Origin of the sequence: Paraperlucidibaca baekdonensis, assembly GCF_003387535.1 — a bacterium.
Taxonomy (GTDB): domain Bacteria; phylum Pseudomonadota; class Gammaproteobacteria; order Pseudomonadales; family Moraxellaceae; genus Perlucidibaca; species Perlucidibaca baekdonensis.
The window spans coordinates 159,145-176,920 of the sequence record NZ_QUNR01000004.1; the positions used below are offsets into that span (position 1 = coordinate 159,145).

Sequence of the window (17,776 nt, forward strand, 5' to 3'; positions counted from 1 at the left end):
TCGCTATGATGGCGGATAATTTTTCGCGGGAGGTGGCTTTGCGCGCGTTGGTCTCGGTCTTATGTGTGGTGTTGATGAGTTGCTTGGGCCTGACAAATGCCTATGCAGATGATTGGCGCTATGACGTGTCACCAAAATCACTGACCGAGGCGGTGAGCGCGGCGGCGAGTCCGTGGCATGAAAAAGCGGCTTTGCTTGATGCGATTGACCTGACCAAGAAGCCAGCGCCGGCGTTGACAGCGGCAGCCAAAGCCACACAAGCGATTGCCGTGCACGATGCGGTTGTTGAGACGCTAAAAGCAGAAGGTTATTACCACGCGCAGGTGAGCGTGACGCCGCGCGGTGAGGGTATGGCGGTGCACGTGTTGGCGGGCGAGCCGGTGCGTGTGGCTAAGGTATCGGTGCAATGGCAGGGCATGGAGCACGCCGATCGCGGCTTTCAAGCGCCAGACTTTCCGCTCAGCACCGGCGATATTTTGGTGCAATCCGTCTACAGCGACTTTAAGCAGTCCGTGGATGCCTTAGCACTTTCGCGTGGGTATTACGCGGCACAATGGCGCACCCAGCGCATTGCCCTCGACCTTTTCAGTCGCACTGCCGATATCACGCTGATTTACGATCGTGGCGAGCGTTCTCATTTTGGCGAGGTGCGCTTTATTGACCAGCAAGGCCGCGCTTTAGAAGCTTTAGCGCCCCGGTGGCTGGCGACCTTGACGCCTTTTCAAGTCGGTGATGCCATCAGCGCCAAACACCTAGTGACGCTACAAAAAAACTTACTCGATACGCGCTATTTCCATGATGTGCGTGTGGATTTGCAAGCACCCGACGCGCACGGTCGCCGGCCGGTGTTAGTGCAAGTTGATATTCGAGAGCCAAATAAAGTGTCTATTGGCCTTGGTTTTGCCACGGATGTTGGGCCGCGTGTCAGTGTTAATTGGCAGCGCCCGCGCTTAAATGCGCAAGGCCATGGCATTGAGGCCAGCAGCGAGTTTTCTGTGGTGCGTCAGCAGGCGGAGGTGCGCTATCGGCTGCCCTATAAGCATCCCATTGAGGACACGATTCAGCTACTGGCGGGCATTTCGCAAGATGACATTGATGACACGCAAACGACCCAGACGGTGGTGGGCGTGCAGCGTGTTATTGCGCCGAAAGCCGGTTGGCAACGCACCTATGGCCTAGAGCTCAGCGAAGAGCGCTTTCGCCGTCAAAGTGGTGAGTCTGATGCGCAGCAATTTTTCGTGCCGAGCCTGAGTGTCTCGAAGCTGCGCAGTCGCGGCGGCCTTGATCCTACGCACGGTTTTCGCCAGCAATATCATCTGGAAACAGCGAGTACGGCGGTCTTCTCCGATGCCGATTATTTATTATTGCGCGGTAATTGGCGCTGGCTAACCACGTTGGCGCAGCGTCATATGTTGCTCGCGCGTGTTGAGCTCGGGCACATCATTAGCGATGACTTTCAAGCGGTAGCACCGAGCACTCGGTTTTATGCCGGCGGCGACAGCAGTGTGCGTGGTTATGACTACCGGCGCTTATCGCCACGTAACGCCAATGGCGAGAGCATTGGCGGTCAAAACCTAGTGGTGGGCTCGTTTGAGTACGCTTGGCGTTGGTTGCCGAGCTGGCGGCCAGCGGTATTTTTAGATGCGGGTAATGCGTTTACCGGTGGCTGGCAGCCGCTGAAGCTAGGTGCAGGCGTTGGTATGCGCTGGATCTCGCCGGTAGGCCCAGTGCGTTTTGATATGGCTTCGGCCATTTCGGAGCCAGGGGCACCGTGGCGTGTGCATTTAACCTTGGGTGCGCCGTTATGACGGCCGTTAGCGCGCCTCGTCGTGGGCTGCGATGGGCGGGGCGCGTGCTGCGCACTGGCGCTTTTTATCTGCTGTTGCTCATCCTATTGGCACTGGGCGCGATGCTGTTTAGTGAGTCCGCACCCCGTTGGCTATGGCAACAGGCCAAGCCGGCGGTGCCGGGCCTTGAGCTCAATGGCATTGGTGGCAGTTTGGCTGGCGGGCTGACGCTGGAGTCATTATCGTGGCGCAATGAGTCGCTGGCGGTTCGCGTTGAGCAACTCTCGGTAGCGGTGCGTTTTCGCGCACTCCTGCGCGGGCAACTTGCGCTGGATTATGTGCGCAGCGAACGCGTTGCCGTCACGGTATTAAAGCCCAGTGAGCCAGCGGTATTTGTGCCACCACGCTTGGCATTGCCATTTGCTTGGGCGTTGCCAGAGCTGGCCATCAATACGCTGCAATGGACGGCCTATAACGCCGAGCCGGTGCAGCTTGAGTCGCTCGCTTTAGATGCCGAGGGCGAGGCCACTGGCGTCACCGTGCATCGGTTGAGTGCCGCGTATGCGCGCTGGCAATTGGCGGCGCAGGCAGCGCTGAACTTACGCGATCAATGGCCATTAGCCGCCACGCTGATGCTCAATGGGCCAGATCTTGCCAGCCAGCGCATCCAGCTTGATGGCGACCTGTCGGTCCTGCGCGCGCGTCTGCGTGGGCCGGCGCAATACCCCATTGCCTTAGAGGCACGCGTCAATGCCTTGCTGCCGACGTTGCCATTTCGTGGTCGCTTGTCGTGGCCGCAATGGCAACCGCCTGGCCAAGATGATTGGCGCCTAGAGCCTGGTGCCATGACATTTGCTGGCTCCACGGCGCAAGGCGAATTGGCGCTGGATTTACGCGCCAGCTTGCGCGAGCAATCAACGTTGGACTGGCCTGCTAATGCGCCACGCCGCGCGCACTTGAGCGGGCCGTTGCGCTGGCGACTTGAGCAGGGTGCATTGCAGGCGACACTCGCTTGGGTGGGGCAAATGGGGCGTGCACCTTGGCGCGTATCGGCGCGCTATCAGCAGGATCATCCGGAGCACACGCAGCTGGCCATGAGCCTGGCCGATGCGCAGATAAATGTCAGTGGCTGGCCTAGCTCAGGCATCAAGGCCCGCGTGGCAATTGCTCGCCTTCAGCGTTTCCAGTCGTCGGTTGCCGGCGCCTTCAATGCGCAGGCCACATGGCGCGGTCATTGGCCCGATGGTCAGGGCAAAATACAGCTAAACCTCAGCAATCTCGGCGCCCCAGGCAGTGCCACGCCGTGGCTGTCGTCGGCGCAGCTTCGTATGGATGGCGGCTTAGCCGCGCACCGTGTCACCGCCCAGGTGCACGCGCCAGCTGCAACGTTGTCGCTAAGCGCGACTGGCACGGCTTTATTGGCTGAAAAACGTTGGCATGGTCAGCTTGCTAGCGCCACGCTGACCCCGGCGCAGGGTCGTTGGCAGCTCAGAAAGCCCGCGGCCATAGAGCTATCAGCAGACACTAGCGCGCTGGCCCCGGCGTGCTGGCGGCAAGTCGATCCGGCATTGAGTGCTTGGCAGGTTTGCACCGATGCAACGCTGTCACCACAGCAATGGTTAGCGACACTTCGCGCCACCGCCCCCACAGGCGGTGAGCTGGAGGCAACGCTGCGCCGCGATCCGTCCGCAGCAGATCCCGCGCTCGATGCCGATGTACGTTGGCAGGCCATCAACCTCGCGGCATTGCCCATGGCCTTGCCGGATAATCTAAGCCTCACTGGGCAAAGTCAGGGTCAGGTGCGCGTCAGTGGCAGTCTCGCCGAGCCACGCGTTCATGGTCAGTGGGGGCTTGATGCCAGCGTGCAATGGCCTCGTTACGGGTTGTCGTGGCCGAGCGTGAATCTTGATGGCGAGTTGCTCGGTCAACGCACGCGCTTCAGCGCAGCGTTGACCGACACCAGTGCCGGCACATTAGCCATTACCGGGGAGGCCGCCTGGCAACCAGCACTAACTCTGGCCATGCAAGTCACTGGCGATCAATTAGCGTTTGCGTATGCGCCGTGGGTGCAGGGACGTGTTTCGCCGGCGCTCAACATTGCCTGGCAAGATCAGCAGTTGCGTGTGGCTGGTGATGTGCTCGTTAATCGCGCAGATATTACGCTGAAGGCATTGGCGGCTGGTGCACCGAAGCCCTCGCCAGATGTGGTCATTGTGCGCAATAGCAAAGGCGAGCCTGTTGCTACGACGGCATCTGAGGGCGGATTGCCACTGGATTTGCATGTGCGAGTGCTTTTGGGCGATGCCATTTCGTTGACCGGCTATGGGCTTGCGGCAGGCTTGCGCGGACAGCTGTTACTCACGCAATCACCGAGCAGTACATTGGCGGCAAACGGTGACATTAGTCTCAAGCCAAATGCGCAATTTGCTGCCTACGGCCAACGCTTAGACATCGAGCAGGGGCGTTTATTGTTTGCCGGCCCCCTCAGCTCGCCCGACATACGCCTAATGGCCTCGCGTGAAGTCGATGGCGTCCGCGTTGGTGTCACGGTCATGGGGCAGGCGCCGAAACCGACAGTGACGCTGACCAGCGATAGCCCCATGTCGCAGGATGAAATCCTCTCGTACTTGGTGCTGGGGCGTTCGCTCGGCAATAACACCGAGCCCAGCGCCGCCGATAAGCAAGCCCTAGCACTCAGCGCGGCGCTGAATGTGACAGGTAAAACCGGCGCCATTGGTCTGCTCGGCCAGCGTTTAGGTATCAGCGATTTTGCCATTGGCACGCAAGGCGACTCTGAGGCCACCGAGGTGGCGGTATCGGGGCGCTTAAGCCCGAAACTGTGGTTGAGCATTGGCCGCGGCGTGTTTCAGCCGTCGCAATCGGTGACCGTGCGCTATCAAATTAATCGCCGACTCTCATTGGAGGCGTTGAGCGCTTTAGAGTCGGCAATAACCTTGTTTTATAGCTGGCGCTTTTAGCGCTACACTTGCGCGCTAATTTCTACGCCTAATCAGTTGCGCCGACACGGTCGGACTAGGGGAGTTTTGATGCCGGTTATTACCTTGCCCGATGGCTCGCAGCGCGAGTTTGAGCAGCCTGTCAGCGTGATGGACGTGGCATCGAGCATCGGCCCTGGCTTGGCGAAAGTCACCATTGCCGGTCGTCTGTTGAGCGTCGATGGCGAGGCGCGCCTCATCGATGCCTGCGATCTCATCAGCGAGGACACGCAGCTACAGATCATCACGCCCAAAGATGAGGCGGGTGTCGAGATTATTCGCCACTCGTGTGCGCATTTGGTCGGTCATGCCGTGAAGCAGCTGTTTCCCACCGCGAAAATGGTCATCGGCCCGGTGATTGCTGAGGGCTTTTATTACGACATCGCCTATGAGCGGCCCTTTACGCCCGATGATCTGGCGGCGATTGAGGCGCGCATGAAGGAGTTGATCGCCACCGAATATAACGTGGTGAAAAAAATGACGCCGCGGGCCGAGGTTATTGAGCTGTTTACGGCGCGTGGCGAAGAGTACAAGCTCCGCCTCATCGAGGACATGCCCGATGAAACCGCCATGGGCCTCTACCATCACGAAGAATACGTGGATATGTGCCGCGGTCCCCACGTGCCCAACACGCGCTTTTTGAAGGTCTTTAAGCTGACTAAGTTAAGCGGTGCGTATTGGCGAGGGGATGCCAATAACGAGCAATTACAGCGCGTCTATGGCACCGCCTGGGCCGATAAAAAGCAGCTTGCCGCCTATATTCAGCGCATTGAAGAGGCAGAAAAACGTGACCATCGCAAAATCGGGCGCGCGCTAAACCTATTTCACTTGCAAGAAGAAGCGCCGGGCATGGTGTTTTGGCACCCGCATGGCTGGACGATTTATCAGGAAGTCGAGCAGTACATGCGCCGCATCCAGCGTGAGGCGGGCTATGTTGAGGTGCGTACGCCGCAAGTCGTTGATCGCGTGCTCTGGGAAAAGTCTGGGCATTGGGGCAATTACGCCGAGAATATGTTCACCACGCAATCGGAAAGCCGTGATTATGCGGTGAAGCCGATGAATTGCCCCTGCCATGTGCAAGTTTTCAACCAGGGCTTAAAGTCATACCGCGACCTGCCATTGCGCATGGCTGAGTTCGGCGCCTGCCATCGCAACGAGCCCTCGGGCGCGCTGCACGGCATCATGCGTGTGCGTGGCTTTACGCAAGATGACGCGCATATTTTCTGCACCGAGGCGCAAGTGCGCCAAGAGGCCGCAGACTTTATTCGCCTCACCCTCAAGGTCTACGCCGATTTTGGCTTTAACGATGTCACCTTGAAGCTATCAACGCGCCCAGCCAAGCGCATTGGTAGCGATGAGCAATGGGATCGCGCCGAAAAAGCCTTGGCCGATGCCCTCGATGAGTCGGGCTTGAGCTGGTCGTACTTGCCCGGCGAGGGTGCGTTTTATGGCCCGAAAATCGAATTCACGCTGCATGATTGCCTCGGGCGCGCCTGGCAGTGCGGCACATTGCAATACGATCCGAACTTGCCTGAGCGTCTCGATGCCAGCTTTGTTGCCGAAGACAGCACGCGGCAGCGGCCCATCATGCTGCATCGCGCCATTCTCGGCTCATTTGAGCGATTTATTGGCATGTTGCTAGAAAACTACGCCGGTATTTTGCCAACGTGGTTGTCGCCAGTGCAGGTTTGTCTGATGAATATCACCGATAAACAGGCGCCAGCGGTCGCAGAAGCGGAAAAAGTCTTGAAATCTAAAGGCTTTCGCGCCATTAGCGACTTGAGAAATGAGAAGGTTGGCTATAAAATCCGCGAGCGTACGCTTCAGCGCATTCCCTATATGCTGGTTATTGGCGATCGGGAAGCCGAGCAAGGCTTGGTGGCTGTGCGTACTCGCCGAGGGGAAGACCTCGGCAGCATGCCGCTGAGCACGTTCATGGAGCGTTTGCAGGCGGATATTACCCAGAAAGGGTCACTAACGGAGAATGAACATTAAGCCAGAAAATAAGTCGGGTCGTGACAGCAAGCGCGCGACCATCAATGGTGACATTACGCACCGCGAAGTGCGTCTGATCAACCAAGATGGCGAGCAAGTCGGGATTGTGGGCATTCGTGAGGCACTGGCAGCGGCTGAAGCCGTTGAGCTAGACCTTGTCGAAATTGTCGCGGATGCAGAGCCCCCCGTGTGTCGCATCATGGACTATGGCAAGTTCGTTTTCGAAAAAAAGCAGCAGGCGAAAGAGGCTAAGAAGAAGCAGCACCAGATGCAGATCAAAGAGATCAAGTTGCGTCCGGGTACTGAAGAGGCCGATTATCAAGTCAAGCTGCGCAATATCGTACGTTTTCTAGAAGATGGCGATAAGTGTAAGATTACATTGCGGTTTCGCGGTCGCGAAATGGCGCACCAAGAGCTGGGTTTAAAGCAGCTGCAACGTATCGAGGTCGATCTGGCCGAGATCGGGGTTGTGGAACAACACCCGAAAATGGAAGGGCGCTTGATGGGCATGCTCATCGGTCCCAAGAAAAAGAAATAAGTTGGCAGGACGCTGATTTATGACTTACCCCCAAGTCAGCTGAGCATCAGTCTGCGGACCGCTCAACAGGGCTGAAAGGGTCACTAAACGAGGTAAGACACAATGTCTGCAAAGATCAAGACCAAACGCGGCGCTGCTAAGCGCTTCGTTAAGACGGCGAATGGCTTTAAGCGTAAGCAAGCCTACAAGCGCCACATCCTCACCAAGAAATCGGCGAAGCGTATTCGTCAGTTGCGCCCCATGACTCAGGTTGCTGCCTGTGACGTGCCAAGCGTGCTGCGTATGCTGCCTAACTGCTGATCTGACGGAGGATAAAAAATGGCTCGTGTAAAACGTGGTGTAATTGCCCATCGTCGTCACAAAAAAGTGCTCGATCGCGCCAAGGGTTACTATGGTGCTCGTTCGCGCGTCTATCGCGTCGCATTCCAGGCGGTTATCAAAGCCGGCCAGTATGCTTATCGTGACCGTCGCCAGAAAAAGCGTCAGTTCCGTGCCCTGTGGATTGCCCGTATTAACGCCGCATCGCGTTTAAACGGTTTGTCCTATAGCCGTTTGATCAACGGTCTGAAAAAGGCATCCATCGAAATCGACCGTCGTGTATTAGCCGATATTGCTATGCATGATGCTGCCGGTTTTGCTGCGATTGCTGAAAAGGCTAAGGCCAGCCTCGCTGCCTGATCGATCGGTTGTCAGTTCGCTGACGACCTACCGTGCGTGCACGGTATAAAGGGGGAAGGGCCATTGCGGTTCTTCCCCTTTTTTATTGACCTGTCTTGCTGCCATTGGCGCAGACACATTTATTCAAAACTGATGTTTCATGCATTGGTTTTAAAAGAGATGATGGTTTATGAGTGATTTGCAGGCCTTAGTAGATAACGTCAATGCGGCTGTGGCTGCAGCGCACGATGTGGCCAGTGTCGAGCAGCTGCGCGTGGAGTATTTGGGCAAAAAAAGTCTACTCAGCGCGCAATCTAAGCGCCTTGGTGGCATGGATGCTGACGCGCGTAAAGCCTTTGGTGCCGAGCTCAATGCTATCCGAGAGGCAGTGACTGAGGCCATTAGTGCGCGTAAAACGACGCTGGAAGCGCAGGCTTTGGCCGATAAACTCAGCCGCGAGCAGATCGATGTCACCTTGCCTGGTCGTGGCGAGCAGGCCGGCGGCTTGCATCCAGTCACGCGGGTGATGGAGCGTATTGAAGACTTCTTCACGCAGGCCGGCTTTCAAATCGCCGATGGTCCCGAAGTCGAAGATGATTTTCACAACTTCGAAGCGCTGAATATTCCCTCGCACCATCCGGCGCGGGCCATGCACGATACCTTCTACTTCGATGCTAATCGTCTCTTGCGCACGCATACCTCGCCGGTGCAAGTGCGGGTTATGGAATCGCAACAACCGCCCATTCGCATTGTCTGCCCAGGTCGGGTCTATCGCTGCGATTCCGACTTAACGCATTCGCCCATGTTTCATCAAGTCGAAGGCTTGTTGATCGATGAAAACGTCAGCTTCGCCAATTTGAAAGGCATGATTTCTGAGTTCTTGCAGGTGTTTTTTGAGCAGGATCTGAACGTACGCTTTCGGCCCTCGTATTTCCCCTTTACCGAGCCTTCTGCCGAAGTCGATATTGCCTGCGTGATGTGTGCGGGTAAGGGCTGTCGTGTTTGTAAACAAACTGGCTGGCTCGAAGTCTTGGGCTGCGGCATGGTGCATCCTCAGGTGCTAAGCAACTGCGGCATCGACCCTGAAAAATACCAAGGTTTTGCGTTTGGCATGGGCGTTGAGCGCTTTGCCATGCTGCGTTATGGCGTCAATGATTTGCGCTTATTTTTCGATAACGACGTGCGTTTCTTGCGCCAATTTTCTTAAATATCAATCATCTATAGAGCGTACTTCAGGTGCGCTTTGCGAGTGTGTTATGCAATTTAGTGAACAGCGCCTGCGTCGCATTGTCAGCCCGAATGTCTCGACTGCCGAGCTCGCCCACCAACTCACCATGGCCGGCCTTGAGGTCGATGCTATTGAGCCGATGGCGCCAGCGTTTACCGGTGTGGTGGTGGGGCGTGTGCTGAGCACCGAGCCGCACCCCGATGCCGATAAGTTACGCGTGGCCCGTGTCGATATTGGTCAAGCCGAGCCACTGCAAATTGTCTGTGGTGCTGCCAATGTGCGGGCTGATATTCGTGTGCCGGTGGCGACCATTGGTGCCATATTGCCCGGCGACTTTCGTATCAAAGCCGCGAAGCTGCGCGGTGTCGCCTCCAGCGGCATGTTGTGTGCTGAGCAAGAGCTGGGCATGGCAGAAAGTTCCGACGGCTTGTGGGAGCTTGCCCCCGATGCGCCCATAGGCGCCGATATTCGCGCGTATTTAGCGCTCGATGATCAGCTCATCACGCTCGGTCTAACGCCTAATCGCGGCGACTGTTTAAGCCTGCGCGGTTTGGCGCGCGAAGCCGCTGCCGTATTTGGCTTGTCCAGCACCTTGGCATTGCCGGCAACTATAGCGGCCACGGGTGATGCCAAACGCACCATGGCTATTGATGAGCCTGCTGCGTGCCCACGCTACGTTGGCCGCGTGATTCGTGGCTTGCAGCAAGTCGCCAGTCCCGCGTGGCTGGTCGATGGCCTACGCCGTTATGGCGTGCGCAGCGTCAGCCCATTGGTCGATATCACGCAATGGGTGATGCTCGAGTTGGGCCAACCCATGCATGCTTTCGATGATCAACGCCTGCAAGGTGCGGTGCGCGTTCGCCGCGCTCATGCCGACGAGTCGCTCACCTTACTCGATGGCCAAGCATTAAGTCTGCGTGACGCCACCCTCGTGATCGCCGACGATAGCGGGGCTATTGCGCTAGCCGGTGTGATGGGCGGGCAGCGCACCGCCGTGTCAGATGCCACCGTGGATGTGTTTTTGGAGGCCGCGCATTTTGATCCGCTCGCACTTGCCGGTGAAGCACGACGCTATGGCCTGCACACCGATGCATCGCACCGATTTGAGCGCGGCGTAGATGCTGAGTTGCCTCGCCATGCCATTGAGCTGGCCAGTGCCTTGATTGTTGAGATACTCGGTGGCGAGCTTGGCCCAGTAGTGGAGATGCTCAGTGATCGCCATTTGCCAACGCGCCAGGCAATTGTTTTGCGTCGCGCGCGTATCAGCCGTGTATTGGGCTTCGACATCCAAGATACGCACGTCGAGCAGTCACTTGAGCTACTCGGTATGCACGTTAGTGCGGCAGACGCTGGCTGGCTAGTGACACCACCAAGCCATCGCTTTGATATTGGCATTGAGGTCGATTTGATCGAAGAGCTTGCGCGATTGATTGGCTATAACAACCTGCCGGTTGCTCCTGCTCAAGCGGCTATTACGCTAACGCCGCGCAGTGAGTCGGCGCAAAGCCTGCGTCGTCTGAAGCGCGCATTGGTCGATCTAGGCTATCAAGAGGCCATCACTTTTAGTTTTACTGAGGCCTCGGTACAGCAGGCGTTCACGCCAGAACTAACGCCATTAACGCTCGCCAACCCGCTGTCACAAGAGTTAGCGAGCATGCGAACCAGTCTGCTGCCCGGTTTATTGATGGCGGTGCGTCATAACCTCAGTCGTCAGCAAGCGCGTGTGCGTTTATTTGAGGCCGGCATGCGCTTTTTGCCCGAAGCCGATGGCCTGCAGCAAGAGCCCATGTTATCGGGTGTGATGGCCGGTACGGCCTTGCCAATGCTCTGGAGTAACACGAAATCATCCGTCGACTTCTATGATCTGAAAGGAAATATTGAGCACTTGCTGAGTGTCGCTAGAGTCGCTACGCTGCAAATTGTGGCAGCTCAGCGTACCGGTTTTCACCCTGGCCAGTGTGCTGAGCTGCGTGACGGATCGCGATGCCTGGGGGTTTTTGGGGCGCTACATCCCAGCACGCTCGCGGCTTTTGATATCGACACGCCGGTGTTTGCCTTTGAGCTTTCACAAAGTCTCTTCGCTTTAGGCGATTTGCCGCGCTTTAGTCCGCTGTCGCGCTTTCCGCAAATGCAGCGAGATTTAGCGCTGGTGGTGCCGGAGTCGCTGCGTGCAGATGCTATTAAGCGCTGTATTGAGGCGAGTGCGGGCGATAGCTTGCAGCGTATTGATTTGTTTGATGTTTACCGAGGGGTAGGTGTTTCTGAAGACGCCTACAGCTTAGCGATTACGCTGACATGGCAGCATGCCGAGCGCACATTATTAGATGCTGAAGTGCAGGGTAGCGTAGATGCCATTTTGATGGCCTTGGCCGCACTGTCTGTGCATTTACGCTGAGCCGCTCAAATCACGCAGGAGAAGCAGCAATGGGTGCATTAACAAAAGCCGATATGGTGGATCGCTTGTTTGATGAACTGGGCTTGAATAAGCGCGAGGCAAAAGAGCTCGTGGAACAGTTTTTCGAAGAAGTAAGCCAGTCGTTGGCCGATGGTCAGTTCGTGAAGCTGTCAGGCTTTGGCAACTTTGAGTTGCGTGATAAGCGTCAACGACCGGGTCGAAATCCGAAAACGGGTGAGGAAATTCCGATCTCTGCACGCCGTGTGGTGACGTTTCGCCCGGGTCAGAAGCTTAAGCAGCGGGTAGATGAGCATGTCCATCACAGCGACTAATGCCACGCTGCCTGAGATTCCTAATAAGCGCTACCTGACTATTGGTGAGGTAAGCGAGCTATGCGATGTGAAATGTCACGTCCTGCGCTATTGGGAGCAAGAATTTCCGTCTCTGAAGCCAGTTAAGCGGCGCGGTAACCGACGTTATTATCAGCGCACAGATGTGCAACTGATTCGTCGAATCCGAGAACTTTTATACTTCCAGGGCTACACCATTCAAGGCGCGCGCAGTCAGTTGGCCGAGTCGAAAACCGGACCGCTCACATCCCCATCAACACAAGCCGTGCTTGCACCGGCAGCTAGCAAAAGCCCTGCTGAAAACGCACCATTGCAGCGCGTAATCGATGAAATGCTGAGCGATTTAGAGCAAATTGAGCAATTGTTGCGCCAAGATGCTTAAGGCAGGCTAGACATCGAAATCAAATTCAGTATGATGCGTGCTTCGTCGGGGCGTAGCGCAGCCTGGTAGCGCACTTCGCTGGGGGTGAAGTGGTCGCAGGTTCAAATCCTGCCGTCCCGACCAATACTTTTTTAAGCAGCCGCACGGCTGCTTTTTTTTGGCATTTTTTTGGCATTCCAGCTTCAGCGTGTCTATACCTTGGAGTGTACCCACACAGTCCAAGGAGGACGCCCATGTCACACACCATTACAGCCCCTCAGGCATTTATGTCGCGCTGCCAGGCTCTCTTACTAGCAGTGGCTATGTGCGCGCTGCCAGGCTTAGCTCAAGCGGCTCCGCCGGCTAAGGCAGCACCCGTAGCCACTAAACCGCAGATAGATCGTCTCAACCTAAACCGTGCTAGCCCACAAGAGCTTACCGAGAGACTGGTGGGTGTGGGGCCGAAAAAAGCGGAAGCGATTGTTGCGTGGCGCAAAGCAAACAAGGGTTTTAAAACCCCGGCTCAGCTGATGGAAGTTAAAGGAATTGGGCCGGCGCTATATGAGCGCAATAAAGCAATTTTGAGTACCCGTTAGGCGTTATTGTCTGACAATTTTGAGGCGTAGTGCATTTTATCGACCGATGAAGTGCACTTGTCAAAAGCGCGGTTATTTTCTTGGCCCACTCTGCGTGTGGTTTCGATAAATACTCGGTTGACAAATTTATCTTATTGTTTTTAAACATATTTAGCATGCTGTATATTTTTTGACCAATCTGTGTAAGTTTACGTAACTGCTGCATGAAATGCCTCTCGGTGAGTGATATCAACAGAGTTATCCACAGTTTTTGTGGACAACTCGTGAAGCCTAGTCATAGTGCGGCGATTGATCGACTGACTGTTCTGGCAGCTGAATTTTCTGTTCAGGCGAGCTATGCTGAAGCGTGATTTTTTCGTGCTTTAACTAAACGCGTGTTAAGAAGAGGGTTCAGTTTGCTCAATCGCCTATGGCTAAGTTTTTTCTTTATTACGGTGCTTTGTGTTGCTTACCAAAGCGTTATGCTTGGCGACATCGATAGCAGCAGTCGTGTGGTGGCTGCGTGGTTCGCTGCAGCGCAAGTAAGCGTTGAGATAAGCATTGGCTTGATCGGTTTAATGACGCTCTGGTTAGGCCTGTTTAAGGTCGCCGAGCACGCCGGCTTAATCCGTGTACTCGGCCGTGGCCTAACCCCGCTGTTCTCCAAGCTAATGCCTGAGGTGCCGAAAGGTCATCCGGCATTAGGCGCGATGACGATGAACTTATCTGCCAATGTATTGGGGCTTGATAACGCCGCCACGCCCTTAGGCCTGAAGGCCATGCATGAGCTACAAACGCTGAACCCTGAGCCTGAGCGCGCAACCAAAGCGCAAGCCTTATTTTTAGTGATCAATGCCTCATCGGTAACGCTTATTCCAGTCAGTGTGTTTTTGTATCGCGCACAGCAGGGCGCCGCTGACCCGGCTAGCGTGTTTCTGCCAATTTTAATGGCGACCTCGATGTCGACGGTCGTCGGCGTCACGGCATATTGTCTCAGCCAGAGAATCGCCTTGTTTAATCGCGTGGTTTTCGCTTACGCGGCGGGCTTTGCTTTATTGTTAGCGGGGCTTATTACCTGGGTGTCGCAATGGCCCGCCAGTGACATGGGCGCTAACTCTGGCGCGCTTGGTAACGGTCTACTGATCGCCGTTGTGGTGCTCTTTCTTGCCTGTGGTTTTTGGCGAAAGCAGCCCGTATATGATCAATTTATTGATGGTGCGAAAGAGGGTTTTAAAACCGCCATTGGCTTAATTCCTTACCTATTGGCGATGTTAGTCGCGATTGCAGGTTTGCGCGCCAGTGGTGCCTTAGACGCTGCATTAGCCGGTGCGGCATGGCTTGCCATGCAGCTTGGCCTGGCTACAGACTTCATTCCAGCGCTGACGACTGCCTTGATGAAGCCACTATCTGGCAGTGGTGCGCGCGCCATGATGCTCGAGACGATGCAGGCGTATGGCGTTGATAGTTTTCCTGCGCTGGTGGCTGCAACGGTACAAGGCTCGAGTGAAACCACGTTTTATGTGGTGGCGGTGTATTACGGCGTTATTGGGGTGAAGCGGGATCGAGGCGCGCTAGCGTGTGGTTTGTTGGCGGACCTGGCCGGTGTATCGACGGCGATTTATGCCTGCTACGTATTTTTCCCGCCCAGTTAAGTGCTGATATCTCGCCTCTACACAGCTGCACTGCTACCATCGCAGCTGTTTATTTGCACAACTAGGATTATTTATGCGTCGTGTGGTGTTTAACCAAAAAGGTGGTGTCGGTAAATCGAGCATTACCGTAAATCTCGCCGCTATCAGCGCGCAGCGTGGTTTAAAAACGCTGATTATTGACCTTGACCCACAATGCAACGCGACGCAGTACTTATTGGGTGAGGCCGCGGAATTTAGCCGTGATAAACCCGAGTTGTCGCCAAATATTGGTCAGTTTTTCGCACAATCATTGGCCTTTCGCGCCAAAGAGCGGCCACTCTCTGAGTTTGTGCATGCCACGGCGTTCAAGCAGCTGTATTTAATTCCATCTAATCCTGAGTTGCGAGAAATTGAGCATTTGCTCGAGAGTAAACACAAGATTTATAAGCTCTCGGCGGCACTGAAGGCACTTAGCGACACGTATGATGCGATTTATATTGATACGCCGCCGGCCTTTAACTTCTATACCTTATCGGCATTGATTGCAGCGGAGCGTTGCTTGATTCCGTTTGATTGTGATGCGTTCTCGCGTCGGGCGTTATACACCTTGCTGGAAAACGTCGATGAGACCTGCAAGGACCATAATGCGGAGCTGCAAGTAGAGGGCATTGTTATTAATCAGTTTCAGCCGCGCGCGGCGTTGCCAAAGAAGTTGGTCGCTGAGCTCAAAGCCGAGGGCCTGCCCATATTAGATCCGCCGCTATCCGCCTCTGTTATCATGCGCGAGTCTCACCAGCGCTGCCTGCCGCTGATTAGTTGCGCCCCAAAACACAAGCTAACGAGTGAGTTTGAGGCGTTATTTGATGCGCTTAACTCCGATCAAGGCGGCGTTAAGGCCTTAAAGTAAGCCAGTGTATCGAGTCGTGCTTTGCCATGATCGACAATGGGCAGCGGGTACGCCAAGCGTACATCGCGGCCTTTAGCATGGGGCTCATGGATACGTTTGGCATCGAGGTGTGCAAGCTCAGGCACAAATTGACGAATAAACGCACCGTCGGGGTCGCATTTTTTACTTTGTAAAAATGGGTTAAAAATCCGGAAATATGGTGCGGCATCATTTCCCGTTGATGCACTCCATTGCCAGCCGCCATTGTTGGCTGATAAATCGCCATCAATAAGTTGCTGCATGAAATAGCGTTCGCCAAGCCGCCAATCAATAAACAAGTCTTTGGTTAAAAACATCGCAACAATCATGCGTAAGCGATTATGCATCCAGCCGGTTTCATTAAGCTGACGCATGGCCGCATCGACAATAGGGAAGCCCGTTTGGCCGGCGCACCAGGCGGCAAAATGAGCCTCATGGGTTGACCACGGCAACCTGTCTGTATCGCGCTTAAATGCTTGGTGACGACACACGTGTGGAAAGCCGGTCAAGATATGCTTATAAAAGTCACGCCAACACAGCTCGCTAATCCATGTATCGAGGCCCTGCTGATCGGCATGATGGCGCTTGTGCTGCTCGGCGGCGACAAGGCATTGACGCGCAGACAGCACGCCGGCTGCCAAATACGGCGATAGCGTGCTTGTGCCATTGATGGCGGGGAAGTCGCGCTGATCTTTGTAACGTCGGCCATCATCCGCAATGAACTGAGCTAAGCGCTTATGCGCCTCGCGCTCGCCAACCGGCCACAGGGTGTCGAGTAATGGCTGCCTAGCGTCACGCGCCAAGCCCGGCGCACTGGCACTAAGCGCAGTACTTTGTATCGCTGGCGCCGGGCGTTTGCTTGGCGGTGGCAACAGTTGCACTTGATGCGCAGCGAGCTGTGCCAGCCAATTGCGTTTAAACGGCGTAAATACCGTATAAAAACGGCCATCACCCGTGAGCACCTGACCGGGCGTAATGATGCAACTGTCGTGAAGCCAGTGAGTGGCAATGCCTTGTGCATGCAGGCCTTGCTGCAGGTGCTTGTCGCGCGCTTGCTCATTGAGCTCATAGGCTTCGTGTGCGTACAGGGCGCTCACCTGATGTGACTGACACCACGCCACGATCTCGGGCACGAGAGTCGCGTAGTCATTGGCCTCAATCACCACAAGTGCGATGTTTAGCTCGGCGAGGCTAGTTGCCAAGGCGCGAAGCTGGCGCCATTCGAAGTCTTGGCGCACCAAGGACATATCATGCTGTCGCCATTGCCCTGGGGTGTAGGCATATAGCGCAGTGACCTGCGCCTGCGAATCATCACAGGCACGATGTAAGGCTGGATGATCAGCCAAGCGCAGATCATTTCTTAACCAAACAACACGATGCTCAGCCACTACGAGTCGACTCCATGCACGCGGCGCCATGCCAGCACCGCCTGACTCATGCTTTTCAGGTCATGCATAAAGCTGACTGCCTCGACGGTGCGACGGGTTGAGCGAAGCGCCGCGCCGCCACCCCAGATATCCACCGCCAGTGGCAGGCGAAAGCGCAACTCTTCCAGGTAGTTGACGGCATTGCTCGCCGGATACGACGCGCTAAACGAAACCGCGACAATATTCATTTTGTGACGTGATACCGCTTGGCCAACATCGCGCACTGGCATTTGTGCGCCGTAGCAGACAGCATCCACGTTATCCAAGCGCAGCATGGCCTCGACCATGAGGATGCCTAAGGTGTGCGTCTCCTCTGGCGGCGTTGTCAGCAAAATCCGTGGCGGCTTGGTGGGCTCTCGCAAGTTACCGATAGCTTGGCGGACTAAGTTTTGCACTTGTTCGGTAAACAAATGCTCTTCGTGGATCTCAAGCTGACCACGTACCCATGCGTCACCGACAATGACGTTGGCGTGTTGCAAGAAGTCGATGATGAAGCTTTGCAGGCCCATTTTAATGAGCTGGTGCGAGAGATAGTCCCGCAACTGCGCCGGATCGCGCGAACGTAAGGCCTCGAGCAGTTCAACCTCAAGGTTTTTGGGAATGTCTTTACCAATCTTACTTTGCGCGCGTAGCAAGCGCTCCAGCTCAGGTATTTCATGCGCCATGATTTTGCCGGGTCGAAAACCATGATCAATCAGGCGGCGCAACAATCGAAGCTTGGCGACTTGCTCCATCGGGTAAATTCGGTCGCCTTGGGCATCACGCTCCGGCGCTGGAAAGCCATAACGGCGCTCCCACATCCGTAGCAGTTCTTTGGATACGCCAGTTTCGCGTTCAACCGCATTAATCGGCAAGAGGACGGGTTCGTCGTCGTTGCTTGAAATCGTGCGAGTAGCTTCTGCGTTCATGTC

General features: G+C 55.6%; 15 protein-coding genes and 1 tRNA gene. 14 read left to right on the forward strand and 2 right to left on the reverse strand.

Annotated features, from left to right (window positions below):
* Window positions 1-5: 5 nt before the first annotated feature.
* The 14 genes from DFR26_RS09585 (at window position 6) to DFR26_RS09650 (ending at window position 15,420) form a co-directional block, all read left to right on the forward strand.
* Window positions 6-1,808, forward strand: a complete 1,803-nt coding sequence (locus DFR26_RS09585) for an autotransporter assembly complex protein TamA (RefSeq protein WP_116208748.1) — start codon at window positions 6-8, stop codon at window positions 1,806-1,808.
* Window positions 1,805-4,765: a translocation/assembly module TamB domain-containing protein gene (locus DFR26_RS09590; RefSeq protein ID WP_116208749.1), complete on the forward strand. Its 2,961-nt coding sequence runs from the start codon at window positions 1,805-1,807 to the stop codon at window positions 4,763-4,765. Before DFR26_RS09585 ends, DFR26_RS09590 begins: the two co-directional genes overlap by 4 nt.
* Before the next feature lie 69 nt (window positions 4,766-4,834).
* On the forward strand, window positions 4,835-6,778 hold the full coding sequence (thrS, locus tag DFR26_RS09595) for a threonine--tRNA ligase (protein ID WP_116208750.1): 1,944 nt from the start codon (window positions 4,835-4,837) through the stop codon (window positions 6,776-6,778).
* Window positions 6,768-7,316: a translation initiation factor IF-3 gene (gene infC, locus DFR26_RS09600; RefSeq protein ID WP_116208751.1), complete on the forward strand. Its 549-nt coding sequence runs from the start codon at window positions 6,768-6,770 to the stop codon at window positions 7,314-7,316. The genes thrS and infC overlap by 11 nt, the downstream gene beginning before the upstream one ends.
* Before the next feature lie 102 nt (window positions 7,317-7,418).
* Window positions 7,419-7,616 carry a 50S ribosomal protein L35 gene (gene rpmI / locus DFR26_RS09605; protein WP_116208752.1) on the forward strand — a complete coding sequence of 66 codons (198 nt, stop codon included), beginning with the start codon at window positions 7,419-7,421 and terminating at the stop codon, window positions 7,614-7,616.
* A gap of 18 nt (window positions 7,617-7,634) precedes the next feature.
* Window positions 7,635-7,994 carry a 50S ribosomal protein L20 gene (gene rplT / locus DFR26_RS09610; protein WP_116208753.1) on the forward strand — a complete coding sequence of 120 codons (360 nt, stop codon included), beginning with the start codon at window positions 7,635-7,637 and terminating at the stop codon, window positions 7,992-7,994.
* A 169-nt stretch (window positions 7,995-8,163) separates the two neighbouring features.
* The gene (pheS, locus tag DFR26_RS09615; RefSeq protein ID WP_116208754.1) at window positions 8,164-9,180 is read left to right on the forward strand and encodes a phenylalanine--tRNA ligase subunit alpha; all 1,017 of its coding nucleotides are present in this window, start codon (window positions 8,164-8,166) and stop codon (window positions 9,178-9,180) included.
* 49 nt (window positions 9,181-9,229) lie between these two features.
* The gene (gene pheT, locus DFR26_RS09620) at window positions 9,230-11,596 is read left to right on the forward strand and encodes a phenylalanine--tRNA ligase subunit beta (protein ID WP_116208755.1); all 2,367 of its coding nucleotides are present in this window, start codon (window positions 9,230-9,232) and stop codon (window positions 11,594-11,596) included.
* Between the two features lie 29 nt (window positions 11,597-11,625).
* Window positions 11,626-11,928: an integration host factor subunit alpha gene (gene ihfA / locus DFR26_RS09625; RefSeq protein ID WP_116208756.1), complete on the forward strand. Its 303-nt coding sequence runs from the start codon at window positions 11,626-11,628 to the stop codon at window positions 11,926-11,928.
* Window positions 11,903-12,328, forward strand: a complete 426-nt coding sequence (locus tag DFR26_RS11365) for a MerR family transcriptional regulator (protein ID WP_425453364.1) — start codon at window positions 11,903-11,905, stop codon at window positions 12,326-12,328. Before ihfA ends, DFR26_RS11365 begins: the two co-directional genes overlap by 26 nt.
* A 46-nt stretch (window positions 12,329-12,374) precedes the next feature.
* Window positions 12,375-12,451 (forward strand) — tRNA-Pro (locus DFR26_RS09635).
* Window positions 12,452-12,630: 179 nt separating this feature from the next.
* Window positions 12,631-12,903 carry a ComEA family DNA-binding protein gene (locus tag DFR26_RS11370; protein ID WP_425453368.1) on the forward strand — a complete coding sequence of 91 codons (273 nt, stop codon included), beginning with the start codon at window positions 12,631-12,633 and terminating at the stop codon, window positions 12,901-12,903.
* Window positions 12,904-13,298: 395 nt separating this feature from the next.
* Complete coding sequence (locus tag DFR26_RS09645) at window positions 13,299-14,534, forward strand: nucleoside recognition domain-containing protein (protein ID WP_116208759.1); 1,236 nt, start codon at window positions 13,299-13,301, stop codon at window positions 14,532-14,534.
* Window positions 14,535-14,607: 73 nt separating this feature from the next.
* Complete coding sequence (locus tag DFR26_RS09650) at window positions 14,608-15,420, forward strand: ParA family protein (protein ID WP_116208760.1); 813 nt, start codon at window positions 14,608-14,610, stop codon at window positions 15,418-15,420.
* On the opposite strand, the gene phrB is transcribed toward DFR26_RS09650, so the two are convergent.
* Both phrB and DFR26_RS09660 read right to left on the reverse strand, forming a co-directional pair.
* On the reverse strand, window positions 15,393-16,856 hold the full coding sequence (gene phrB / locus DFR26_RS09655; RefSeq protein ID WP_116208761.1) for a deoxyribodipyrimidine photo-lyase: 1,464 nt from the start codon (window positions 16,854-16,856) through the stop codon (window positions 15,393-15,395). The genes DFR26_RS09650 and phrB overlap by 28 nt on opposite strands.
* The gene (locus tag DFR26_RS09660) at window positions 16,826-17,773 is read right to left on the reverse strand and encodes a MerR family transcriptional regulator (protein ID WP_116208762.1); all 948 of its coding nucleotides are present in this window, start codon (window positions 17,771-17,773) and stop codon (window positions 16,826-16,828) included. The genes phrB and DFR26_RS09660 overlap by 31 nt, the downstream gene beginning before the upstream one ends.
* Window positions 17,774-17,776 lie beyond the last annotated feature (3 nt).